22 protein-coding genes are annotated in these 24,248 nt (G+C 59.4%); 10 read left to right on the top strand and 12 right to left on the bottom strand.

The annotated features are described in order from the left end of the window. Positions 1-34 precede the first annotated feature (34 nt). Positions 35-904, top strand: a complete 870-nt coding sequence (locus tag MD273_RS14070; RefSeq protein WP_239038407.1) for an NAD-dependent epimerase/dehydratase family protein — start codon at positions 35-37, stop codon at positions 902-904. On the opposite strand, the gene ridA is transcribed toward MD273_RS14070, so the two are convergent. From ridA to MD273_RS14040, 6 genes are all read right to left on the bottom strand, one after another. Continuing rightward, positions 897-1,283 (bottom strand): deaminase RidA, encoded by a 387-nt coding sequence (gene ridA / locus MD273_RS14065; RefSeq protein ID WP_239038406.1) that lies wholly within the window; start codon positions 1,281-1,283, stop codon positions 897-899. The genes MD273_RS14070 and ridA overlap by 8 nt on opposite strands. Positions 1,284-1,361: 78 nt before the next feature. Beyond that, complete coding sequence (locus tag MD273_RS14060) at positions 1,362-3,500, bottom strand: RelA/SpoT family protein (protein ID WP_239038405.1); 2,139 nt, start codon at positions 3,498-3,500, stop codon at positions 1,362-1,364. Positions 3,501-3,664: 164 nt separating this feature from the next. Beyond that, positions 3,665-3,877 (bottom strand): DNA-directed RNA polymerase subunit omega, encoded by a 213-nt coding sequence (rpoZ, locus tag MD273_RS14055; protein ID WP_239038404.1) that lies wholly within the window; start codon positions 3,875-3,877, stop codon positions 3,665-3,667. 87 nt (positions 3,878-3,964) lie between these two features. Next, on the bottom strand, positions 3,965-4,597 hold the full coding sequence (gene gmk, locus MD273_RS14050) for a guanylate kinase (RefSeq protein ID WP_239038403.1): 633 nt from the start codon (positions 4,595-4,597) through the stop codon (positions 3,965-3,967). 193 nt (positions 4,598-4,790) lie between these two features. After that, on the bottom strand, positions 4,791-7,535 hold the full coding sequence (locus tag MD273_RS14045; RefSeq protein WP_239038402.1) for a cation-translocating P-type ATPase: 2,745 nt from the start codon (positions 7,533-7,535) through the stop codon (positions 4,791-4,793). 29 nt (positions 7,536-7,564) lie between these two features. Then, positions 7,565-8,431: a YicC/YloC family endoribonuclease gene (locus MD273_RS14040; RefSeq protein ID WP_239038401.1), complete on the bottom strand. Its 867-nt coding sequence runs from the start codon at positions 8,429-8,431 to the stop codon at positions 7,565-7,567. A gap of 189 nt (positions 8,432-8,620) precedes the next feature. On the opposite strand from MD273_RS14040, the gene rph reads away from it, so the two are divergent. Further along, the gene (gene rph / locus MD273_RS14035; RefSeq protein WP_239038400.1) at positions 8,621-9,337 is read left to right on the top strand and encodes a ribonuclease PH; all 717 of its coding nucleotides are present in this window, start codon (positions 8,621-8,623) and stop codon (positions 9,335-9,337) included. A gap of 47 nt (positions 9,338-9,384) precedes the next feature. Here rph and MD273_RS14030 read toward each other — a convergent pair whose 3' ends face one another. After that, on the bottom strand, positions 9,385-10,191 hold the full coding sequence (locus MD273_RS14030; protein WP_239038399.1) for an exodeoxyribonuclease III: 807 nt from the start codon (positions 10,189-10,191) through the stop codon (positions 9,385-9,387). A gap of 81 nt (positions 10,192-10,272) precedes the next feature. On the opposite strand from MD273_RS14030, the gene pyrE reads away from it, so the two are divergent. Then, the gene (gene pyrE / locus MD273_RS14025; RefSeq protein WP_239038398.1) at positions 10,273-10,911 is read left to right on the top strand and encodes an orotate phosphoribosyltransferase; all 639 of its coding nucleotides are present in this window, start codon (positions 10,273-10,275) and stop codon (positions 10,909-10,911) included. A 3-nt stretch (positions 10,912-10,914) separates the two neighbouring features. After that, entirely contained in the window at positions 10,915-11,562 is a 648-nt protein-coding gene (locus MD273_RS14020) for a DUF4124 domain-containing protein (RefSeq protein ID WP_239038397.1), read from the top strand. A gap of 68 nt (positions 11,563-11,630) precedes the next feature. On the opposite strand, the gene MD273_RS14015 is transcribed toward MD273_RS14020, so the two are convergent. Continuing rightward, complete coding sequence (locus MD273_RS14015) at positions 11,631-12,056, bottom strand: hypothetical protein (RefSeq protein WP_239038396.1); 426 nt, start codon at positions 12,054-12,056, stop codon at positions 11,631-11,633. A 123-nt stretch (positions 12,057-12,179) separates the two neighbouring features. Then, positions 12,180-12,518: a DUF2782 domain-containing protein gene (locus MD273_RS14010; RefSeq protein ID WP_239038395.1), complete on the bottom strand. Its 339-nt coding sequence runs from the start codon at positions 12,516-12,518 to the stop codon at positions 12,180-12,182. 87 nt (positions 12,519-12,605) lie between these two features. On the opposite strand from MD273_RS14010, the gene polA reads away from it, so the two are divergent. Both polA and MD273_RS14000 read left to right on the top strand, forming a co-directional pair. Continuing rightward, positions 12,606-15,326: a DNA polymerase I gene (polA, locus tag MD273_RS14005; RefSeq protein WP_239038394.1), complete on the top strand. Its 2,721-nt coding sequence runs from the start codon at positions 12,606-12,608 to the stop codon at positions 15,324-15,326. Between the two features lie 276 nt (positions 15,327-15,602). Continuing rightward, positions 15,603-15,986 carry a hypothetical protein gene (locus MD273_RS14000; protein ID WP_239038393.1) on the top strand — a complete coding sequence of 128 codons (384 nt, stop codon included), beginning with the start codon at positions 15,603-15,605 and terminating at the stop codon, positions 15,984-15,986. Positions 15,987-16,032: 46 nt separating this feature from the next. Here MD273_RS14000 and MD273_RS13995 read toward each other — a convergent pair whose 3' ends face one another. The 3 genes from MD273_RS13995 to MD273_RS13985 all read right to left on the bottom strand — a co-directional run bounded on the left by MD273_RS13995 (position 16,033) and on the right by MD273_RS13985 (position 19,727). Continuing rightward, on the bottom strand, positions 16,033-17,430 hold the full coding sequence (locus tag MD273_RS13995; protein ID WP_239038392.1) for an OmpP1/FadL family transporter: 1,398 nt from the start codon (positions 17,428-17,430) through the stop codon (positions 16,033-16,035). Between the two features lie 123 nt (positions 17,431-17,553). Then, positions 17,554-18,675, bottom strand: a complete 1,122-nt coding sequence (locus MD273_RS13990) for a PilT/PilU family type 4a pilus ATPase (protein ID WP_239038391.1) — start codon at positions 18,673-18,675, stop codon at positions 17,554-17,556. Between the two features lie 17 nt (positions 18,676-18,692). Further along, positions 18,693-19,727 (bottom strand): type IV pilus twitching motility protein PilT, encoded by a 1,035-nt coding sequence (locus MD273_RS13985; RefSeq protein WP_239038390.1) that lies wholly within the window; start codon positions 19,725-19,727, stop codon positions 18,693-18,695. Positions 19,728-19,779: 52 nt separating this feature from the next. Between MD273_RS13985 and MD273_RS13980 the strand changes: the two genes are divergently transcribed. The 4 genes from MD273_RS13980 (at position 19,780) to MD273_RS13965 (ending at position 24,213) form a co-directional block, all read left to right on the top strand. Then, positions 19,780-20,493 (top strand): YggS family pyridoxal phosphate-dependent enzyme, encoded by a 714-nt coding sequence (locus MD273_RS13980; protein ID WP_239038389.1) that lies wholly within the window; start codon positions 19,780-19,782, stop codon positions 20,491-20,493. A gap of 62 nt (positions 20,494-20,555) precedes the next feature. After that, positions 20,556-21,389 carry a pyrroline-5-carboxylate reductase gene (gene proC, locus MD273_RS13975; protein WP_239038388.1) on the top strand — a complete coding sequence of 278 codons (834 nt, stop codon included), beginning with the start codon at positions 20,556-20,558 and terminating at the stop codon, positions 21,387-21,389. Between the two features lie 22 nt (positions 21,390-21,411). Next, positions 21,412-21,996: a YggT family protein gene (locus MD273_RS13970; RefSeq protein ID WP_239038387.1), complete on the top strand. Its 585-nt coding sequence runs from the start codon at positions 21,412-21,414 to the stop codon at positions 21,994-21,996. A 252-nt stretch (positions 21,997-22,248) separates the two neighbouring features. After that, on the top strand, positions 22,249-24,213 hold the full coding sequence (locus tag MD273_RS13965) for a dynamin family protein (protein WP_239038386.1): 1,965 nt from the start codon (positions 22,249-22,251) through the stop codon (positions 24,211-24,213). Positions 24,214-24,248 lie beyond the last annotated feature (35 nt).

The raw sequence follows: 24,248 nt of genomic DNA, 5'->3' as shown, positions 1-24,248 counted from the left end.
TTTATTAGGTAAAGCATAAGGATTGAAATTGTCTATGGCAATCACTGAAAACGGGCATCGGCCACGGATCCTCGTCGCCGGCTGTGGGAAACTCGGGGGCAGTATTGCCAGTGGCCTACTGGAACATGCCGAGGTGTTCGGCCTGCGCCGGAACGCAAGCAGAGTGCCGGAGGGGGTAACAGGCATCAGCGCGGACCTGACCCGCCCGGAAACGCTGCGGGGCGCACTTCCGACCCACCTGGACTTTGTCATCTACTGCCTCACGCCCTCCCGTTATGACAATGACGGCTACCGCGATGCCTATGTGACCGGACTGACGAACCTGCTCGATACCATCGGAGATCGCCCTCTGAAACGTCTGATCTTCATCAGTAGCACCAGTGTCTACGCCCAGGACGATGACGGCTGGGTGGACGAAAGCAGCGAGACGGCTCCGGCGCGCTTCAGCGGGCAGCAGATCATCGCCGGCGAACAGGCTGCGCTCGGCAGTATCCATCCGGCCACCATTGTTCGCTTCAGCGGGATCTACGGGCCTTCCCGTCAACGCTTCCTCGAGGAGGTTCTGGAGGGACGGATGAACCCCCAAGCACCCGCTCCGTACAGCAATCGGATCCATGAAGTAGACGCCGCCCGGGTGGTCATACATCTGATCGAACGGGCCGTGGCGGGAGAGACGCTTGAGCCTGTGTATATTGCCAGTGATTGCGAGCCGGTGAGGCTGGATGAGGTCGTCGAATGGGTTCGGGAGCAGATTCCGTGCGAAGCGCCGCAGGCGGATGCGCGAAAGGGGGGCCGGGCCGGAAGCAAGCGATGCAGTAACAGAAGATTGCTGGAGAGCGGATTTACCTTCCGGTACCCCGACTTCCGGGCGGGATACCGGGAGATGATCGACAGCCTTAGCTGAGCACCATTACCGCTTCCATCTCGATGGGCACACCCTTCGGCAGTGCCGCGACACCAACGGCGGCACGGGCCGGGTACGGCTCCTGGAAGTAGGTTGCCATGATCTCGTTGACGGTCGCAAAGTTGGCCAGATCGGTCATGTAGATGTTGAGTTTGACGATATCCTTCAATTCACCACCGGCGGCTTCACAGACGGCCTTCAGGTTCTCGAACACCCGGCGGGTCTTGGCGGAGAAATCCCCCGGAACCACTTCCATGGTTTCCGGATCCAGCGGAATCTGACCGGAAAGGTAGACGGTATCCCCGGCCTTGACCGCCTGGGAATAGGTGCCGATCGCCTGGGGGGCATTTTCGGTCTGGATTACGGATTTGTTGGTCATGATCTCAGAATTCCTCTCTTCCAAAACGCCAATGCTCGCCGCTCACAGCGGCAACTGTCAACCGGCCTTTGGTCGACGTCAGTGGCGAACCCGGTTGATGTGGGTAACAGCCCGGATGTTGCGGATCCGGCGCATCACACGAGCGAGGTGTTTCCGGCCATTAACGTGCACGACCAGACTGACAATACCGAACTTGGCATTCTGGTCCTCGACACTGATGCGCTCGATGTTGCCATCGGCCATCGCCACCGCATTGGCCAGCTCCGCGATAACACCCCGCTGACGTTCCAGCTCCACCCGGAGTTCAACCGAGAATTCGTCGTTGATGTCCTTGGCCCACTTGAGATGGGTCAGGCGGGCCCTGCCCTCGTCGTCCTCGGGAAGGCGGGAGCAGGTGTCAGAGTGGATCACCATGCCATTGCCGGAGTCCATCACGCCGACCACCGGGTCACCCGGAATCGGCTTGCAGCAACTGGCGAACTTCACCAGCAGCCCCTCGGTACCCCGTATGGTAACCGGGCTACGCTCGGTCGGTCGCTCGGCCTGAACGACCGGGGGCTCCTCACCCGGGGCACCGGTGACCAGCTGCCGCGCCACCAGGTAGGCCATACGGTTACCCAGGCCGATATCACTGATCAGGTCGTCAAAGCTGTTCACCTGATTGTGGTTGACGACGATCTGCTTCTGGCCATCGCTGATCTCGGAGAGCCGGGTGCCGAAGCCCTTGAGCGATTTCTTCAACAGGGTACGGCCAAGCTCCAGGGACTCCGCCCGTTTCTGGGTCTTCAGGACATGGCGAATGCTGCTCCGCGCCTTGCCGGTAACGACAAAGCTGAGCCAGGCCGGGTTTGGTCGTGCCCCGGGGGCGGTGATGATCTCTACCGTCTGCCCGCTTTGCAGGGGCTGGCTCAGGGAGGCGAGATTGCGGTTGATCCGGCACGCCACCGCCGCGTTGCCGATGTCGGTGTGGATGGCGTAGGCAAAATCCACCGGCGTGGCGCCACTGGGCAATTCCATGATCCGGCCTTTGGGCGTGAACACATAGATTTCGTCGGGGAACAGGTCCACCTTCACGTGCTCGATGAATTCGAGGGAATCATCCGCGCGCTCACGCATTTCCATCAGCCCCTTCACCCAGCGGTCCACCCGGGCCTGATTCACGCTGGTGACGTTGGAGGGCTCGTTCTTGTACATCCAGTGGGCGGCAATGCCGTTGTTCGCAATGTGTTCCATCTCCTCGGTGCGGATCTGGATCTCGATGTTCACATGCATGCCGAACAGGGTGGTATGCAAAGACTGGTAGCCATTGGCCTTGGGCATGGCGATGTAGTCCTTGAACCGGCCGGGGAGCGGCTTGTAGAGACTGTGCACGGCGCCGAGAATGCGGTAACAGTCGTCCTCGGTGTCGGTGATGATGCGGAAGGCGTACACATCCATGATTTCATGGAAGGATTTCTGTTTGAACTTCATCTTGTTGTAGATGCTGTTCAAGTGCTTCTCGCGCCCGAGGATGCGGCCCGGCAGCCCGCGCTCCTCCAGCTTTTCCTGGAGTTTGCCTCGAATTTCCTCAATGATTTCCCGGTGACTGCCGCGCAGCTTGTTGACCGCCTTGGAGATATATTTGGCCCGCATGGGATACAGGGACGAGAAGCCCAGATCCTCAAGCTCGGTACAGAGGGAATGCATCCCCAGGCGATTGGCAATCGGGGCATAGATGTCGAGGGTTTCGGTGGCAATGCGCTGGCGTTTCTCGTAGGGCATGGGCCCGAGGGTGCGCATGTTGTGAAGCCGGTCCGCCAGCTTAACCAGAATCACACGAATGTCTCTGGCCATGGCCAGGGTCATTTTCTGGAAGTTCTCTGCCTGGGCTTCCGCCCTGGAACGGAATTCGATCTGGGTCAGTTTGGAGACGCCATCCACCAGCTCCGCAACATCCTCGCCGAACTGCTCGGCCAGGGCATCCTTGGGGATACCGGTGTCCTCGATAACGTCGTGGAGCATTGCTGCCATCAGACTCTGATGGTCGAGCTTCAACTCGGCAAGAATGCGCGCCACCGCCAGGGGGTGGGTGATGTAGCGGTCCCCGCTTTTGCGCATTTGCCCTTCGTGAGCCTGTTCGGCGTAATAGTAGGCCCGTCGCACCTGATTGATGCGATTGGTATCCAGATAGGTACTGAGCTCCTGGGCCAGACCTTCAACCGTAGGCTCTGCCGACACCGCGCCTCCACACTCTTTCCAAACTTCAGGGACAAAAAAACCCGAATGCACGCATCCGGGTCCTTCCTGATCCTTCCAGCAACGTTCTATAGCTACACTATAAAACCGCGGGGACAGATTTCAATGGTTCTCACTTGCGTATAGGTAAATATCCTGCGCAGTGATCAATCCTCGTCTTCTTCTTTCAGAAGATCCCGGGTCACCTTGCCCTCGGCAATTTCCCGCAGTGCAAGTACCGTCGGCTTATCGTTTTCTTCAGGAACCATCGGCTCAAAGCCCTTGGTCGCAATCTGGCGGGCACGCTTGGTAGCCAGCATCACCAGCTGGAAGCGGTTATCAACGTTTTCCAGACAATCTTCAACGGTAACTCGTGCCATAACTTCCCCGAAAAATAAAAATGACTGTTTCAGCAGACCGCGTAGTTTACTGCGACCGGCTCAATTTGTATACAGGAAAACCCCGTATCAGCCCCGGCCGGACAGCCCCGCCAGCAGCCCACCATGCCTGACCTGCTGGACCTGCATACGCAGGCGCTGGGCCCGGACGATTGCAAGCAGGTCCGCCAGCGCCACCTGGAAGTCGTCATTCACCACCAGGTAATCAAACTCCAGGGCGTGGGAGCATTCTTCGGTGGCTTCCTTGAGCCGGCGTTCGACGACTTCCGGGGCGTCGGTACCGCGCCCGGTCAGGCGGTCCCGCAACGCCTCCGCTGAGGGAGGGACAATGAAAATACTGACGCATTCCGGAATCAGCCGACGCACCTGCTCTGCGCCCTGCCAGTCGATTTCAAGAATAACGTCCTCGCCCCGGGCCAGAGTCTCCCGGACCCAGACCTGGGAGGTGCCATAATAATTGCCGAAAACATCGGCATGCTCGAGAAAATCCCCCCGGGCAATCATGGCCTCGAACTCGTCACGACTGACGAAATGGTAGTTCACCCCGTCCCGCTCACCCTCTCGCATGGGCCGGGTGGTGTGGGAAATAGACACACCGAGATTCTCATCATTCCTGAGCATTTCCGCCACAAGGCTGGTCTTGCCCGCACCCGAGGGGGCGGAAATCACAAACAGGGTACCCTGCTCCCCGGCCTGACTCATGATTGAAAACTCCCGAACGTCGATGTGTTGCTCGCCCCTGGGGCTGGAAGGCGGGTGATTATACGTGAAAGCCGCAGGGTCGGCGAATGCAGGAGAATATTCAAGACGGGGTCAGATGAAAGCGTTCATCAGACCCCGATTCAGCCCTCCGCCGCGGAGCCAGACCCAAGCCCCGGGGGTCAGATGAACACCTTCATCTGACCCCATTTTCAACCTGCTCCCCGCTGTCATTCTGACGCCAAAGCCATTTCTCCAGCAGGATAACCACAAATCCCGCAAATGCCACACCCGCTGACATCAACCAGTCAGCGGCCTCCAGCGGCCGGGTATGAAAAAGGTGATTGAGGGGCTCAAAATAGACAAAAGCCAGCTGCAACATCAGGGTCACTCCAATACCGAGATACACCCAGAGGTTACTGAACAGGCCAACCCGCCAGAACGTCTGGGTGAGTGAGCGGCAGTTCAGCAAGTACAGCATCTGGAACAGGATAATGGTCGTGACCGCCATGGTCTGCGCCTTGCCCCGGGCCACTTCGACTGCAGCCCCTTCGGATAGATCGGCGGTGTACTCCAGCAGGAAAAGTCCGGCCGCCCCACCGGTCATCAGGGCACCGACCAGGAAGGTGCGAACCACCAGGAACCGGCTCAGCAGCGGTTCCTTTGGCGGCCTCGGCGGTCGCTTCATCAAACCCGGTTCCCGGGCCTCCAGGGCCAGCGGCAGCGCCAGTGCAATAGCGACGACCAGGTTCACCCAAAGAATCTGTACCGGTTCGATCGGCATCAGAAGATGGCCATCAGTAACGGGGAAGAGAAGTACCGCAATCAGGATAATCATTGCCTGCCCGAGACTGGTGGGCAGCACGAAAGCGAGGGACTTGGAGAGGTTGTCGTAGACCCGTCGCCCTTCCTCTACGGCGGCGCTGATGGAGGCAAAATTATCGTCCGCCAGCACAATGTCGCTGGCCTCCCTGGCAACGGCCGTGCCGTTGATTCCCATCGCCACCCCGATCTCCGCCCGCTTCAGTGCCGGCGCATCGTTGACACCATCACCGGTCATGGCAACAACCTGCCCCCCGGCCTGAAGCGCCTTGACCAGTCGCAGTTTGTGCTCGGGTGCCACTCGGGCAAAAACGTTGGTGGCGCGCATCAGGTCCAGCAGCTCGGCATCGGTTGCCGCCTCAATCTGGGCTCCCGTCACCACCTGCGCGCCCCCGCCGCCTGCCTCCAGCAAACCGATACTCTGGCCGATTGCCCGGGCGGTTTCCGCGTGATCGCCAGTGACCATCTTGACCACAACACCGGCCTGCTGACAGACCCTGACGGCATGAATGGCTTCATCGCGAGGCGGATCCGACATGCCCACCAGCCCCAGGAAACAAAGCTCCTGCTGCCAGCCGGAGGACGCCAGATCCACAGTGCCGGCCGACGGTTTGGCCATGGCAACCGCCAGCACACGCATGCCCCGCTCAGCCAGCGCTTCCACGGCTTCATGCACAAGCTCCACGGCCATGGGCCGGCCTCCGGCGAATACCGCACACATCCCGGCGATCACCTCCGGTGCGCCCTTCACACACACCATCCCGCCCCCGTCACCGGATTCGTGCAGGGTCGCCATGAACTGACTCTCCGAACTGAACGGGATCTCGTCCTTGCGGGGGAACGCTGCCCGCATCGAGTCTTCATCCAGCGCCGCCTTACCGGCGGCGACGACCAGAGCCCCCTCGGTGGGGTCGCCGACGATTCGCCAGCGACCATGTTTGCACTCGAGCTCCGCGTCGTTGCAAAGCAAACCCGCCAGCAGCAAGTCGTGAACCCGCTCCGGCAGCGGGGACAATGACTGGCCTCCGGTCAGCAGCTCGCCCTCGGGCGCGTACCCGATACCGGTCACCTCGACCTCCAGATCCGGCGTCCACAACGCCTCGACGGTCATCTCATTGCGCGTGAGGGTCCCGGTCTTGTCAGTGCAGATGACGGTGGTACTGCCGAGGGTCTCTACAGCGGGGAGGTGGCGGACAATGGCGCGGCGACGCGCCATGCGCTGCACACCGATAGCCGACGCGATGGTGATAACGGCGGGCAACCCCTCGGGAATCGAGGCAACGGCGAGCGTGATTGCGGCCAGCGCACTGTCGAGCAGCGAATTATCCCGCCACATCCCGACAAGAAAGATAAGCACAGCGACCACGAGGATCGTCAGGGAAATGGCTCTGACCAGGCTTGCGAGCCGACGGGTCAGCGGGGTTTGCAGCTCCGCGGTTTCACTCAGTAACCTGGAAATCCGGCCAAGCTCGCTGTTGGCGCCGGTGGCAACCACCACGCCGTCCGCAGTACCGGCTGTGACCAGGGTCCCACCGAAAGCCATGGAATGGCGATCGCCAATGACTGCCTCACTTGGCACCGGCTCTTCCTGCTTGAGCACCGGAAGCGACTCGCCGGTCAGTGCTGCCTCATCGACCTGCAGCCCATTGACCTCAAGCAGGCGGACATCCGCTGCCACCTGGTCTCCAGCCTGCAACAACAGCACATCCCCCGGCACCACCGTGTGGGCGGGAACCGACCTGGCGTCACCGTCACGCAGCACCGTGGCATTCTGCGGCACCATCCGGCTCAACGCCTCGATGGCCTGGGTGGCGCGCATTTCCTGGACGAAGCCGATGGTGGTGTTGAGCACAACAACGGCGAGAACCACAAAACTGTCTGCCACCTTGCCAATCAGGATGGCAAGCACCGCCGCTGCGAGCAGAACATAGACAATGGGGTCTGCCAGCTGATGCAGAAGGATGCTGTACCAGGCCCGACGACCGTTTCGCTCGATACGATTGGACCCGCTCTGCTTCAGCCGGTGCCTGGCCTCCGATGACGAAAGCCCCTGGAGTCTGGTACCCAGCCGATCGAGGACTTCCTTGAGAGTGCGGGCATGCCAGTGAAAATCGTCCATGGGGCCGGGTTTCCGCCTCAACTCATCTGTTATTCGATGTTCTGCACCTGTTCCCGCATCTGTTCGATCAGCACCTTGAGGTCGACAGCTGCCCGGGTGACATCGGCATCGATGCTCTTGCTGCTCAGGGTGTTCGCCTCCCGATTCAGCTCCTGCATCAGGAAATCCAGGCGCCGGCCAATGGCGTCGTCCCGTTTCAGGGTATCGGAGACCTCCCCGATATGGGCATCGAGGCGATCCAGCTCTTCGGCCACATCGCTCTTCTGGGCCAGCATCACCATTTCCTGGGCTACCCGGTCCGGATCGAGCTCGACACTGGCCTTCTCGAACCGTTCCCGTAAATTACGCTCCTGGGCCTCAAGCAATTCCGGCATCCGGGCGCGAACATCGGCCACCAGCTTGCCCATGGCTTCCAGGCGGTCTTCGAACAAGGGCCGCAGCCGCTCCCCTTCCCGCTCACGAACGGTGACCAGCTCGCCCACTGCGTCCGCAAACAGCTCCGCCGCCGCGTCCTTCGCCGCACTGTAGTCCTGCTCCGGCACCGACAGCACACCGGGCCAGCGGAGAATGTCGAGCGCGCTGATGTGGGCCGGGTTATCCAGCATCCGGTTGATATGGTTGGCAGCGTTGTTCACCGCTTTTGCCATCTCGTCACTGATCTCGAAGCTTTGTGCGGTGTTCTCGGCGGACTGAAGCCGCATGGAGATATCCACCTTCCCCCGCTTCAACCCCTTGCGCAACTCTTCCCGAAACCGGTTCTCCAGCTCCCGAAACGCCTCCGGCAACCGGAACGACGGCTCCAGGTAACGATGGTTCACGGTGCGAATCTCACAGGTCAGGGTACCCCAGTCACCGCGGGTATCCTTCCGGGCAAAAGCAGTCATACTCCGGATCATATCGGCTCCAATCATCATGTTTGGCAGATCACCGGAGTTTAACAGGCTCTTAACAGTTGCGGCGAACCCGACCAAAGAGGCAGGGTCGGTCCACCTGTGTTATCCGGTGAGCGTGTTATACTCGCTGTCCTTTCATGACCCTCGCCCGGATCCACGTCCGGACATTCAGATTCAGATACAGGACACACTATGCGACCAAGCGGCAGAACGCCCGAGCAACCCAGAGACGTCCGAATCACCCGGAACTACACCCGCCACGCCGAGGGCTCGGTATTGGTGGAATTCGGGGACACCAAAGTGATCTGCACCGCCTCCGTCGAAAACAAGGTTCCGCCTTTCCTTCGCGGTGAAGGCAAAGGCTGGATCACCGCCGAATATGGCATGCTGCCCCGCTCCACCGGCAGCCGCATGGGCCGGGAAGCCGCCCGTGGCAAGCAGGGAGGACGCACCGTCGAAATCCAGCGCCTGATTGGCCGCTCCCTGCGCGCCGCCGTGGACCTGGAAGCCCTGGGCGAACACACCATCACCGTCGACTGCGACGTCATCCAGGCCGACGGCGGCACCCGCACCGCAGCGATCACCGGCGGCTGCGTGGCCCTGGTGGACGCCCTGAACCACCTGGTGGCGGAAAAGCGCGTGAAAACCTCCCCACTCAAGCAGATGGTGGCGGCACTTTCCGTGGGTGTTTACAAGGGAATGCCGGTCGTCGACCTGGACTACCCGGAAGACTCCGAAGCCGAAACCGACATGAACGTCATCATGACCGACAAGGGTGGCTTCATCGAGATCCAGGGAACGGCAGAAGGCGCGCCGTTTGAACAGTCAGAACTGGACAGCATGCTGACGCTGGCAAAGCAGGGAATTGAGCAGTTGTTTGAAATCCAGAAAACAGCGCTGGAAGGCTAACTCACAAGTCGGGGGAAGCATCGCCACACAGGCGCCTTCCCCCAGACTCAAAAACCGATCTCGATGTCGTAATCCATGATCACCGGCGCGTGATCGGAGAACCGGGTCGACGTATCAATCCAGCCATCCTGGATGGTCTTGCGAATTCCCGGCGTCAGCAACTGATAGTCCACCCGGATACCCGCATTCCGACGGGCACCCTCGGCCTGCTCAGGCCACCATGTGAACTGACTACTCTGCTTGTTGACTTCGCGGAAGGCATCAATACAGCCCATTTCATCAAACAGGCGATCCAGCCAAGCCCGCTCGTGGGGCAGAAAACCTGAAAAATCGAACTTGTGATAGAGCGGAGACGCATCCGTCACATGGTGGGCGGTTTGCAGGTTCGCACAGAAGATGAACTGGCGACGCTTACGCAGGGTCTTCTGCATATGCAGCCCGAAGGCATCCATGAACTCGTCCTTGTGGTCCAGAACGGTCAGGTCATCCTCACCGATCAGCTCTTCCTCTCGCCCCAGCGCACAGGGCGCCAGAACACAGGCGACAGAAACCTTGTCAAAATCCGCCTGCAGGAAGCGCCCCTCACGGTCCGCCTGCTCATTGGCGAAACCGTACATGATGGCCTTCGGGAAATGACGGGTGTAGATGCCGACACCGCCATGCTCGTTCTTCTCGCCGTCAATGAAGTAGGCTTCATAGCCCTCAGGAATGAGATTGTAGTCTTCAATCTCGTAGGCGCGCATGCGGTGATCCTGAACGCAAACCACGTCAGCGTCCTGGTCGGCCAGCCAGTCAAAAAAGCCCTTATCAACAGCCTGGGCGAGACCATTGACGCTGATTGATACTACCCGCATACGTGTTCCCTGATTCGGTTTGTGTGTATGATACCGTTTTTACGCACTAATTAAAGATCCACTCCCGCCAGAAGCCTTGTCATGCACGACTATCAGCAAGATTTCATCGAGTTCGCCATCCAGCGGAACGTGTTGCGTTTTGGAGAGTTCACACTCAAATCCGGCCGCACCAGCCCGTACTTCTTCAACGCCGGACTGTTCAATACCGGTAATGACCTGCTGCAGCTAAGCAAGGCCTATGCCGCCGCTATCAGCCGCAGCGGGCTGGATTATGACATCATTTTCGGCCCTGCCTATAAGGGCATTCCCTTGGCTACCGTCACCGCCATGGCCCTGGCTACAGAAGGTAACAGCAAACCATTTGCCTTTAACCGCAAAGAAAAGAAAGATCATGGTGAGGGCGGCAACATCGTCGGCGCCCCACTGGAGGGCAAAGTGCTGATCGTGGATGACGTCATCACCGCCGGCACTGCTATTCGCGAGTCTATTGATCTCATCCGGGCGGCAGGCGCCGAGCCGGCTGGCGTACTCATTGCCCTCGATCGACAGGAAAAAGGTAACGGCGAACTCTCTGCCATCCAGGAAGTGGAAAAGAAATTTGCCATTCCTGTGGTCAGCATAATTCGCCTCGAACAGGTACTCGACTACCTCAAGGCCAACCCGGAGTTTGCCGGTCACGCGGACAAGGTAGCCGAATACCGTGATCAATACGGAGTCTGACTGATGGGCAATCGTCTGTCTGTGTATTCCTCGGCATTGCTGCTGGTGGCGACCATGGGCGCTTCACTGCCGGCTAATGCCCAGATGTATCGTTACACCGACGCACAGGGCCAGGTAGTAATCAGTAATACCATCCCCCAGGAAGCCACCAAACGGGGTTACGACATCCTCGGCAACAATGGTCGGGTGGTCGAAACCGTGCCGCCCGCGCCGACCAAAGAAGAGATTGCCGCTCGCGAGGCCGAAAAGAAGCGGCAACAGGAACTCGAGCGCCAGCGCGAACAGGACGAACTGCTGCTCAAACGCTACAGCCACCCCGACCAGGCGGTTGAAGCCATGCACCGCAAGGTTCGGGAAATGAATGGGCTGATCCAGCTCAAGCGCGGCAATATCCAGGTGATTTCATCCCAGCTTAACAACGAGCAGAGCCGCGCCGCCGACATGGAGCGCGCCGGGCGGGAAATCCCGCAACCCACCCTGGACAAGATCCGTCGACTTGAATCCCAGATTGAGGAAATCGAGCAGGATATCGCCAGTCAGCGCCAGGACATTGTGGAGCTGAAAAAGACGTATCGGGAAGATATCGAACGCCTGGAAGTAATCACTGACAAGGAGCGGACGCTGCCTTTGGAAGCACCCGCGGAGAATTAAAGCGGGCCATAAAAATGGGGTCAGAAGAACGCTTTCTTCTGACCCCGTCTTATTCACATCAATTCAGATCAAGCAGAGGCTGTGCTCTTCTTGGCTGAGGAACCGCTGCTCTTGCGCGCAGTGGTCTTGCGAGCCGCCGGCTTCTTCGGCTCAACGGACTTCTTGGCTTCCTGGGCCACTTCGGCAACTTCCTCAGCGGCCTCAGAAACCGTGTCTGCACCTTCAGCAGCTTCCTTCTCCAGCTTGGCAACCAGCTCGGCAGCAAAGTTTCCGAAACGGGAGTTCAGGCTGCGCAGCTGCTCGAACAGGCTCTCACTGTAGCCATCGTAACGCTTACGCAGGGTCTTGACGCTGTACTCGCGGGCTTCGGATTCGAGCTTCTCGGCGTATTCGAACGGTTTGGCAGCGATTTTCTTCTGCTGCTCTTCCGCGGCATTGATGCCCTTTTCTACGATTTCCTGAAGCTGTTCCTGGTAGGATTTGAGTTTACCCATGATGGACTCTCCTTGGTTTTGTGAACATTCGTCAGGCCCGCTGACTACTTAAAACGCAGGCCTTTTGCAGATCTCACTAACCAAGATACGGGCAAAAATTAGAATGTTCATACTAAAAACCGGTTACCACCGGAACAGGACCCAGCTCGGCACCAACAGATCGGATTCAGTCTCCCGGATCCAGCCGCCGCCGTCCGCCGGCACGAGGTAATACTCCGGTCCCGCCTCGGGCACCACCTTGATCTCCATCAGCTGGCCATTCACACGGTACTCGTAAAACACCTCGTTCTCGCCGGGACGAATAACAATCTGCGGTCCTTCTGCCTCAGGCTGGTAATCGGTCACCACTACCGGCTCTTTCGGTGTCTCCACCGGGGTCTGGTCCAGCGCCCCCTCCTCCTGGGCCACCGCCGCCAACGGCAGGCAAGCAAGCAGTATGGCGGGGCAAGCGATTCGTTTCATTTTCGTGATACCCTTTCGTCAATCCATTTCGGTACAGAGTTGCACAAGCCAACCAACGCTTCAATCAGAATCCGGACCCCTGTTTCTATGAATGAAAAAAAGACCCCGCCCGTGGTGCTCGTCGACGGCTCATCCTACCTTTTCCGCGCTTATCACGCGCTGCCGCCTCTGACCAACAGCAAGAATCACCCGACCGGGGCCATCAAGGGCGTGATCAGCATGATCCGCCGTCTGGAGCAGGATTTCCCGGGCTCGAAAATGGTGGTGGTCTTCGATGCCAAGGGCAAAACCTTCCGTCATGAGATGTACGAGGAGTACAAGGCCAACCGGCCTCCCATGCCGGAAGACCTGGGCATGCAGATCGAACCCATTCACGAAATCGTCCGGGCCATGGGCCTGCCCCTTCTGATCGTCCCGAAAGTGGAAGCCGACGACGTCATCGGCACTCTGGCGAACGAAGCCACCAGCAAGGGCATCGACGTGGTGGTCTCCACCGGCGACAAGGACATGGCGCAACTGGTCAGTGACCATGTCACCCTGATCAACACCATGACCGAGACCCGCATGGACCGCGAGGGCGTGGTGGAGAAGTTCGGCGTGACGCCCGAGCAGATCATCGACTACCTTGCCCTGGTGGGCGACAAGGTGGACAACATCCCCGGCGTGAACAAGTGCGGCCCGAAGACCGCCGTCAAATGGCTGCAGACCTACAAGGATCTGGACAATCTCATTGAGCACGCTGACGAGATCAAGGGCAAGATCGGCGAATACCTGCGCGAAGCCATCGACACCCTGCCCCTGAGCCGCGAGCTTGCGACCATCCGGACCGACGTCGATCTCGAATTCGGGCTGGAGGATCTGAAACTGCGTGAGCAGAACGACGACCAGCTGCTGGAACTGTTCAAGGAATATGAGTTCCGAAGCTGGGTGAACGAACTGGAAAGCGAAAGTGACGCAGAAGCAAAGGCAGACGCCAACGCTCCCTCCACCCCGGAACAAAAGCGGTACGACGTCATCACCGAGCAGAAAGAGCTGGACGACTGGATCGAGCGCCTGAAGGCGTCGGATCTATTCGCCTTTGACACGGAGACCACCAGCCTTCGGTACATCGATGCCGAGATCGTGGGGGTGTCCTTCGCCGTCGAGCCGGGCGAGGCGGCCTATGTCCCGCTGGCCCACGACTACATGGGCGCACCGGAACAACTCGACCGCGACAAGGTCCTGGACCAGCTCAAGCCGCTTCTGGAAAACCCGAAGCAGAAGAAGGTGGGGCAGAACCTCAAGTACGACAAGAACGTCCTCGCCAACCATGGCATTGATCTGGAAGGCATTGCCGAGGACACCATGCTGGAGTCCTATGTTCTCAATTCCGTGGCCACCCGTCACGACATGGACAGCCTGGCCCGCGAATACCTTGGCGAGCAAACCATCACCTACGAATCCATTGCCGGCAAGGGTGCAAAACAGCTGACGTTCAACCAGATTGACCTGGAAAAGGCGGGCCCCTATGCCGCCGAGGATGCCGATATCACCCTGCGCCTGCATCAGACCCTGAGCCCCCGACTCCGGGAAACCGGCAAACTGGATTCCGTCTACCGGGAGATCGACCTCCCGCTGGTGCCGGTACTGTCGCGCATGGAACAACGCGGAACCCTGATCAGCGCCAGCGTGCTGAGGAAACACAGCCAGGAGCTGGCCGAACGCATGGCCGAACTGGAAGAGGAGGCCCACGAGGTCGCCGGGGAAACCTTCAACCTGGGCTCCACCAAACAGCTGCAGGCCATTTTCTACGACAAGCTGGGGCTGCCGGTCATCAAGAAGACACCAAAGGGCGCACCATCGACCGCCGAGCCGGTCTTGCAGGAACTGGCTCACGAGCACGAACTGCCCCGGCTGATCCTCGAGCACCGGAGCCTGAGCAAGCTGAAGTCGACCTATACCGACACCCTGCCGGAGCTGATCCACCATCGTACCGGTCGGGTGCACACCTCCTATCACCAGGCGGTTACTGCCACAGGGCGGCTGTCCTCCTCGGAACCCAACCTGCAGAACATCCCGATCCGTACCGAACAGGGCCGGCGCATCCGCCAGGCCTTCATCGCTCCGGAAGGGTACAAGCTGGTCGCAGCGGACTACTCCCAGATTGAACTTCGGATCATGGCCCACCTGTCCGGGGACAAAGGACTGATCAGCGCCTTCGAACACGGCGAGGACATCCACAAAGCCACGGCGGCCGAGGTCTTCGGTGTCGACCTCAAGGAGGTCAGTTCCGATCAGCGCCGAAGCGCCAAGGCCATCAACTTCGGCCTTATTTACGGCATGTCCGCCTTCGGACTCTCACGCCAGCTGGGCGTGGAGCGGAAACTGGCACAGGAATACATCGATCGCTACTTCGAGCGCTACCCCGGGGTCCTGAAGTATATGGACAACATCCGGAAACAGGCCCACGACGACGGTTTCGTGGAAACCCTGTTCGGCCGTCGCCTGTATCTGCCCGAGATCAACGCCCGCAACAAGCAAATGCAGCAGGCGGCCGAGCGCACGGCGATCAACGCCCCCATGCAGGGAACTGCAGCCGATATCATCAAGCGGGCAATGATTGAAGTGGATAACTGGCTGCGCAAGGAACACCCCGAGGACGCCCGCATGACCATGCAGGTCCACGACGAACTTATTATTGAAGTGAAGGAATCAGCGCTGGACAAGGTCAGGGACGGGCTGGTCGAGAGGATGTCCGGCGCTGCCGAACTGGCCATCCCCCTCGTGGTGGATGCAGGCGTCGGTGATAACTGGGACGAAGCCCACTGATTACTGACCTGCAAGCCGGCCCGGGCCCAGGCCCGGCCGGCTTCCGTGCCCAAAACGGGGCACCACTCCTTCCTTTTGCACCGTCGCGTGACACGACACCCACCTGCCCTTTCGTTTCCCGGGACCTGCAAGCACGCGAATGCCGCTTCGTTGGTGGCCTTCAGAGCTTGCTGTGAAGAACGGCACAAAATTCGCATTGTGGATAAGCGTCGGTTGCCAGGTTCGGGCCGTACCGAACCGCAACCAGGTCGTGACACACATTCCGAGGCCGTAACCATGAATACCCTGGCATCTGAACGAGGCTGGCTGCTGGATCCCAATCTGCTGAAACTGGTGCACCAGTGCCGCCGCCTGATCCAATCCGAGTTCGGCGTCAAACTGCATCTCACCGAACAGCATCTCGAAGAGCAACTGGCCAACTACGCGAGTAAAAGCCGGTCGAGCCATCTTGCAAAGACCTGGGAAACATTGACAGAGAAAGTCCCCCAACTGAAAGCCAGGACAGAAGAGCAGGTGGACGAGGATGCGCCAAGGCGTATGTATCGCGGCCAGGCAATTGCCGATGATCGGCCTGCGAATTCAGGGAAGGAAGAACCGCAGAGCAGCGGCGGGCCGACGAAGAAGAAACAGGTAATCTACCGCGGTCAGGTAATCGGCTGACGGGCTCGCCGCCAGCCGATTACCCAGTAACGCCCGGAACAGGAAATCAGAAGGCTTTGCTGACCTGAACCGAGGCGCTCCAGGCGCTCAGGTCATATTCACCCTGATAGCTTGCCGCTGTAACAGGATCACCAGTGGGGTCCTCGTGACTGTATTCCCGATCATCCACTTTCGCATCATCGGCGAAGATCAGCGTGCCAACAGCAGCATCGATCGTCCAGCCACTCGGGGCATCCTTCCACTGCGCACCCAGGGTCAGCCAGTGCCGGTCCTCTGACGGAATCCGGGCAGTGACGTAGTTATCGACCGGCGACTCGTCCCAGGCATAGCCTGCCTTGAGAGCCCACTTCGGCGTGGCTTGCCAGATGCCACCCAGATTGAACTGCCAGGTATTTTTCCACTCTTCCGTGATGTGGGAGATAACCTCCCCACTCTCCTGACTGATGATATCGAGCTCTTCAAAGCGGCTCCATCTAGCATAGGTGGCACCGGCCAGCAGAGTCACCTCGTCAGTGAGCAAATGTCGGGCACCAATCGTCACGCTCTCCGGAATTTCCAGTGGCACTTTCACATCCCGGGAAAGGTCAGTCTGGAACGCGTTAAGCCCGGTTTCGCCCGGCTGAACCACGGGGTAGTCAGTCAGTTCAGCATCGCCCTCCAGCTCCAGCTCCGTTCCAGTTTGCGCAGTGAGGCCCAACTGGGTTTGTTGCGACAGCTCGTACAGGAACCCGACGCGGAAAGTGACTCCCAGATCATCGCCCTCAATATCCGCATACCCCGGCTCGAAGGGCTCTCCGTTCAGGGGAACGCCCATGGCCGCCGCCGCTTGCTGGGCCTGGAAATAGGCCCCGGAGTAGTCCTGAAACTTCGACAGGCGACCCTCGGCGTACATGATATTCAGGCCGACTCCCATGGAGAGCCCCTGACCATTACTCACGGCAAGCGAAGGCGTGAAAGCAATCGCGGTCAACTCGGTTTCATCGGCAAAATAACGGCCAATGAAGTCATTGTCGTAATCGGCAGCCAGACCATAGGGCGCATGAACCCCGAATCCGACATCGATGGCGTCACTGAGCTCGTGTGTAAAGTAGAAATTGGGGAGGACGGCAGGACGGGCGATATCCCCGCCGGTACTGCCTGTCACTGGCATACCCAGCTGATTGGTCGCCGAGGTCGTGCCCTCTTTCGCTTTGGCATCGACATCCAGAACCGCCGCACCAAAGGAAACATTCATCCCGGAAAGCTGGCTCATGCCCGCCGGATTGAACAACACGGTTGTCGCATTCTCCGGGTTGGCCACAGCACCGGCATTGGCCACGCCCATGGCGCTGGCGCTTTGTTCGTTGAGCGAGAAACCACCCGCCATGACGCTGGCTGGCGCAGCGACAGCGGCCAGGGTTGCAAGACGAATCGCCTTTACGAGTGCGTTGGTATTCTTGTGCATGGTATCTCCTTGATTGATTCGGCGCGGAGTATACGCAGCACGGGCCAAAAGCCTCAAATGCCAAAACTACTGGTTCGAGGCCCTAACTACTTACGACTTTAGTCTGAAGTGATGAATACCAATTCACTCGTCCTGGATGGAGAGCTTGTCCACTGAAGTGGAGAGCTGGTCCGCTCCCGCCGCATCGGCACCAAGCTTGATCATCAGTCGCAGATCGTTCGCCGAATCCGCATGGGCCAGGGCGTCCTCGTAGGTAATCGAGCCTTCCGAATAGAGTCTGTACAGCGCCTGATCAAAGGTCTGCATACCGACTTCACCGGATTTCGCCATCAGCTCCTTGAGCTTATGGACTTCACCTTTACGGATAATGTCCGAAGCCAGCGGGGTATTGATCAGCACCTCGATAACCGCCTTGCGGCCCTTGCCATCGGGAGTGGGCACCAGTTGCTGGGCCACGATGGCTTTCAGGTTCAGGGACAGGTCCATCCAGATCTGGTTATGCTGCTCCGGCGGGAAAAACTGGATAATGCGGTCCAGAGCCTGGTTGGCGTTGTTGGCGTGCAGCGTCGCCAGGCACAGATGGCCGGTCTCGGCAAACTGCACGGAATATTCCATGGTCTGCTGGGTCCGGACCTCACCGATCAGGATCACGTCCGGCGCCTGACGCAGGGTATTTTTCAGGGCCACTTCGAAGCTCTCGGTATCGATACCCACCTCGCGCTGGGTGACGATACAGCCCTGGTGCTGGTGCACGAATTCGATCGGATCCTCGATGGAGATGATGTGCCCGCGACTGTTCCGGTTACGGTGCCCCAGCATGGCAGCCAGGGACGTGGACTTACCGGTACCGGTAGCACCCACGAAGATGATCAGGCCGCGCTTGGTCATGGCCAGATCCTTGATGATGTCCGGCAGCGCCAGGTCATCGATCTGCGGAATCTTGACCTCGATCCGGCGCAGCACCATGCCGCACAGGTTGCGCTGAAAGAAGGCGCTGACCCGGAAGCGGCCGATGCCGCGGGCACTGATGGCGAAATTGCACTCGTGGCTGGCGTCGAACTCGGCACGCTGCTTGTCGTTCATCGCGCCATAGACCAGCTCGCGGGTCTGTTCCGGGGTCAGGGCGTTCTTGGTGACCGGCAGAACCTTACCGTTGACCTTCATGCTCGGTGGCACACCCGCTGTGATAAACAGGTCTGAACCGCCCTTTTCCACCATCAGCCGCAACAGTTTTTCAAATTCCATGGTGTTACCTACTTACCTCAGAAGTTATCCGGCATTTTCGCCTTGGCGCGAGCCGCCTCGCGGGAAATGAGGCCTTTCTGCAGCAAACGCTCGAGACACTGGTCCAGCGTCTGCATGCCGAGCGAACCACCGGTCTGGATCGCCGAGTACATCTGGGCGATCTTGTCTTCCCGGATCAGGTTACGAATTGCCGGGGTACCGATCATGATCTCGTGCGCGGCAATCCGACCACCGCCCATCTTCTTCATCAGCGTCTGGGAGATAACCGCCTGCAGGGACTCGGAGAGCATGGAGCGCACCATGGACTTCTCTTCCGCCGGGAACACATCCACCACCCGGTCAATGGTCTTGGCGGCCGAGGTGGTGTGCAGAGTGCCGAACACCAGGTGGCCGGTTTCCGCAGCGGTCAGCGCCAGGCGAATGGTTTCGAGATCCCGGAGCTCACCAACCAGGATGATGTCCGGGTCTTCCCGCAGGGCCGAACGCAAGGCCTCGTTGAAGCCCAGGGTGTCACGGTGCACCTCGCGCTGGTTGACCAGGCACTTTTTGGATTCGTGCACGAATTCGATCGGATCCTCGATGGTGAGGATGTGCTCGTAGCGGGTGTCGTTGATGTAGTCCATCATGGCCGCCAGCGTGGTGGATTTACCGGAACCGGTCGGGCCGGTCACAAGCACAAGGCCGCGGGGAACGGACGAGATGTCCTTGAAAACCTGGCCCATGCCCAGATCTTCCATGGTGAGCACTTTCGAGGGGATGGTCCGGAACACGGCACCCGCGCCGCGGTTCTGGTTGAAAGCGTTGACACGGAAACGGGCGACACCGGGAACTTCAAAGGAAAAGTCGGTTTCCAGGAATTCTTCGTAATCCTTTCGCTGCTTGTCGTTCATGATGTCGTAGATCAGGCCGTGCACCTCTTTGTGCTCCATCGGCGGCAGGTTGATCCGGCGCACATCGCCATCGACACGAATCATGGGGGGCAAACCAGAGGAAAGGTGCAAATCGGACGCACCCTGTTTGGCCGAAAAGGCAAGCAGTTCAGTAATATCCATAGGGTTCCTCGGAGGGCTTTTTCTTTTAATCCAGAAGCGGCAAACTCACAGTATGAGCAGCATAGCAGACAACATCGGGAGCGTAACCCGACGCATACAAAAAGCAACATTGGCAGCGGGGCGGGCGCCCGACAGTGTGCGCCTGTTGGCAGTCAGCAAGACCCGCTCACCGGAAGACCTGCGTGAAGCCTTCGCTGCGGGGCAAACCGCGTTCGGCGAAAACTATCTGCAGGAGGCGCTGGAAAAGATCGAGGCTCTCAGTGAGCTGGCCGGCATCGAATGGCACTTTATCGGGCCGATCCAGTCCAACAAGACCCGACAGATCGCCTCTTCTTTCGCCTGGGTGCACAGTGTCGACCGACTGAAGATCGCCCGCCGCCTCAGTGAGCAACGGGCGCCCTCGCTACCGCCACTCAACATCTGCCTGCAGGTCAACATCGACGAAGAGGACACCAAGTCCGGCTGCACCCTGGAAGAGTTGCCCGAGCTGGCCGCTGCGATCGGCGAACTCCCCAAACTCAGTCTGCGGGGCCTGATGGCCATCCCGGACCCCGAACAGTCGGAATCGGAACTCAGGGCCAGTTTCCGAAAGCTGGCCAACACCCTCAAATCCCTGAAGCAGGAATTGCCCGAAGCCGGCCCCCTGGACACACTTTCCATGGGCATGTCCGATGATCTGGAAATGGCCATTGCCGAGGGTGCAACGTGGGTCCGGGTTGGTACTTCGGTGTTCGGAGCCCGCCCCCCGAAGGAGTCCCAGAGCTGAATCGCTCAGTTCCTGCTATCATCCGGTTCAAACTGTTAACCGATCAACCGTTGGAGTGAACCTTGAGCACATCGCCCACTATCTCATTTATCGGAGCCGGCAACATGGCCAGCGCCATCATTGGCGGCATGCTGGACAACGGCTACAAAGCCGGTGATATCTGGGTCAGCGCCCCGGACGACGGTCATCTGCAAGCCATCCGAAAACGCTTCGGCGTCAGTGTGACCACCGACAACCGCTACTGCGCCCAGCAGGCCGATATTGTCATCCTGGCGGTCAAGCCACAGGTCATGGCCGATGTCTGCCGTGACATTGCACCGGTGGTCCAGAACACTCGCCCCCTGATGGTTTCTATTGCCGCCGGACTCACCGCCGAAACGCTGGATGAATGGCTCGGTGGCGGGCTGCCCATGGTACGGGTCATGCCCAACACACCCTCCCTGGTTGGCAAGGGAGCTGCAGGTCTGTTCGCCAACAGCCAGGTCAAGGACGATCAGAAGAAAATGGTCCAGGCCGTGTTTGAGAGCATCGGCTCTGCGCTCTGGGTGGAGGATGAAAATCTGCTGCACGGCGTTACCGCCCTGTCCGGAAGTGGTCCGGCGTATTTCTTCCTGATGCTGGAGGCTCTCGAGGCGGCAGCGACCGAAGCCGGTATTGAGCCGGTCACTGCCCGCGAACTGGCGATCCAGACCATGGCCGGTGCCGCCGAAATGGCCGCCCGCAGCGAGCACGATCCGGCCCAGCTCAAGCGCAACGTCATGTCTCCCGGCGGTACCACCGAACAGGCCATCAACACCTTCGAGGAAGGCGGGCTGCGGGACCTGGTCAAGAAAGCCTACGGGGCTGCATTCAAGCGCTCTGAAGAAATGGCCGAAGAACTGGCTGGCAAACAGTAACCGATAACGGAGACACAGCTTCATGCTGGCAGACATTCTGATCACCATCCTGCTGATCGCGTCCACCTTTTACCTGACGATCGTGCTGCTGCGTTTCCTGCTGCAGCTTGCCCGCGCGGATTTCTACAACCCGATCTCCCAGTTCGTGGTCAAGGCGACCAATCCGCCGCTGCGCCCTCTGCGCCGCTTCATCCCGGGCTGGGGTGGCATTGACGGTGCCTCCCTGGTGCTGGCCGTGATTATTCAGGCCATCACGTTTTTCCTGATCCTGGTCGCACTTAACGGCGGGATCCCGGCGATCAATCCCGTCACCCTTCTGGTCTGGGCGGTGCTGAACGTGCTCAGCCTGATTGTAAAAATCTACTTCTGGTCGGTCATCGCAGTGGTAGTCGTGAGCTGGATCGCCCCCCACAGTGGCCATCCGGCCATTCAACTGGTTGCCCAGATCACCGAGCCGGTCATGCGCCCGGTTCGCAACATCATGCCCTCCATGGGAGGGCTGGATCTGTCCCCGATCATCGTGTTCCTGATCCTGAACGTGATTTCAGTCGTGATCGATCACATGAAGCTGGCGGCCGGACTCGGCTCCATTGGCCTCGGCATGTAACCTGCCTTCCGGATATACATTCAGTAACACCCGGAAACGAAAAACAATGAATCAGAGCCGCAAAATCATCTCTTTGATTTTGCGGCTTTTTATTGAAAAAAATTGTGACCCGTTCAGCGGAATGCAAAGGGAAGCTGCACATACATTCAGAAGACAGGATAGTATTACTACTTATTCATGAATTGCTGTCGCCGCGCGCTCACCAGGCAGCGAGCGCCGGCATACCGGGAAGTCGCGCAGAAGGAAATTCCAATGAACCCCCAGGGAACTCTGTCGCAGCAGGTAGAGGCTTATCACAACTGGAAGAAGGAACTGATCCGGCAGATCGGGCGTTACCGCCTCTGGCTGCAGGATAATGACCTGTTCTCCGACGACATCAGCACCCGAATCCGCAATGGTCTCGAGTTGTTGATCGAGGACGAACTGACCATTGCATTTGTGGGCGAGTACTCCAGGGGCAAGACCGAGCTCATCAATGCCCTGTTCTTCTCGGAGTATGGCCAGCGCATGCTGCCATCCCAGGCCGGCCGGACCACCATGTGTCCGACCGAACTGTTCTTCGACCGCACGGTCAACCAGAACTACCTGCTGCTGCTTCCCATCGAAACCCGCACCGGAGAGCTGTCATTGCAGCAACTCCGTAAACAGCCGGAACGTTGGGTCAAGCACGAGCTCGATGAGCGCGATCCGGAGGTCATGCGGGAAGTTCTGGCAGAGGTTGCCCGGGTCAAGAGCGTGCCACCGCAAGAAGCCCGGGACCTGGGCTTCGACGAGGCCATGCTCGAACATGACCGCAACAACCCCGGTAATGTCCTGGTACCGGCCTGGCGCAACGCCCAGATCAGCATCCGCCACCCCCTGTTCGAGCGCGGCCTGCGCATTCTCGACACCCCCGGCCTGAACGCCCTGGGATCCGAGCCGGAGCTCACCATCAGCATGTTGCCCCGGGCTCACGCAGTGATTTTCGTGCTCAGCGCGGACACCGGCGTCACTGCCAGTGACATGACAATCTGGAAAGAGCACATCGACACCGAGCACGCCGATCATCGCGCGGGCCGGTTTGCAGCCCTGAACAAAATCGATGTCCTCTGGGACGACCTGCAGGGTGAAAAGCACACCCAGGAGGCAATCGAACGGGTACGCAGCTACACCGCAGACCATCTGGGAATCCGCCAGCACGATGTCATCCCCCTATCCGCCAAGCAGGGGCTGCTGGCCCGCGTCCGCCAGAACGCCGACCTGTTCGAACGGGCCAACATCGGCCAGCTGGAACAACTGATCATCAAACGCATCCTGATGCACAAGGAGCAGTTGATCACCCAAAGCCTGATCAATGATTTGCTGGGCATGCTCCAGAACAGCCAGGCCGCCATGCAGACCCGTCTGGAAGGACTGGATGAAGAACTTCAGGCCTGCTCAGGCGCCACCATGGACAAGGACGCCCTCAGCCGACTGGCCGAGCGGGCCCAGAAGGATTATGACTTCTACTACAAGAAGCTCATCTCCCTGCGCTCCAGCCGCCGGCTGGTGGCTTCCCAGGGCAAGACGCTGAAGGCCCTGGTGAGCGAGCAGCGTTTTGAGGAACACGCCGATAAAATCCGGGCGTCCATGTCCCGGAGCTGGACCACTGCCGGCATGAACCGGGCCATGGACCATTTCTTCGAATTGCTGGAGGCCGACCTCACCAACCTGATGAGCGAGGGGCACCTGGCGGAGAAAATGGTCGGCGCCATCTACCGGCGCTATAACGAAGACACCCGGGCCCGGCACCTGGAGCCCATTCCCTTGCGCGCCGGGCGGCACGTGATCGCCATCCGGGAACTGCGCAAGAAAGCGAGGCGCTTCCGCATCAGTCCCAAAAACCTGTTGACGGAGCAGTCCTTACTGGTTCGACGCTTTTTCAATGTCATGGTCGGAGAGGCCCGGACACTGCACAACCGGGTACGCAAGGACGTTGAACGCTGGCCCCATGAGGCCCTGCTCCCCATCATGCAGTATTCCATGGAGCAGAAGCAGCTGCTGGAGCACCAGATCCGCCGTCTGCGCGACATGGTCAGAAGCGACCGGGACGGTCGGGCCGAGCGGGAAAAGCTCGAGACCACCATCGCCGACCTGCGCCGGCAGCTCGAACTCGCCGATGCCATGCAACGCCAGATCCGCAAGCCGGCTCCAACGCTGATCCAGCAAAAAGTCGTCAACATTTCCGGGGTCGTCTAGGCCCTGCCTTCCGGGCGACACTCCCGGTTGCAGCC

This window comes from Marinobacter sp. C7 (assembly GCF_022343555.1).
Taxonomy (GTDB): Bacteria; Pseudomonadota; Gammaproteobacteria; order Pseudomonadales; family Oleiphilaceae; genus Marinobacter.
Note: the sequence above shows the minus strand (reverse complement) of the source record. Positions and strands in the feature narration are given on the sequence as shown.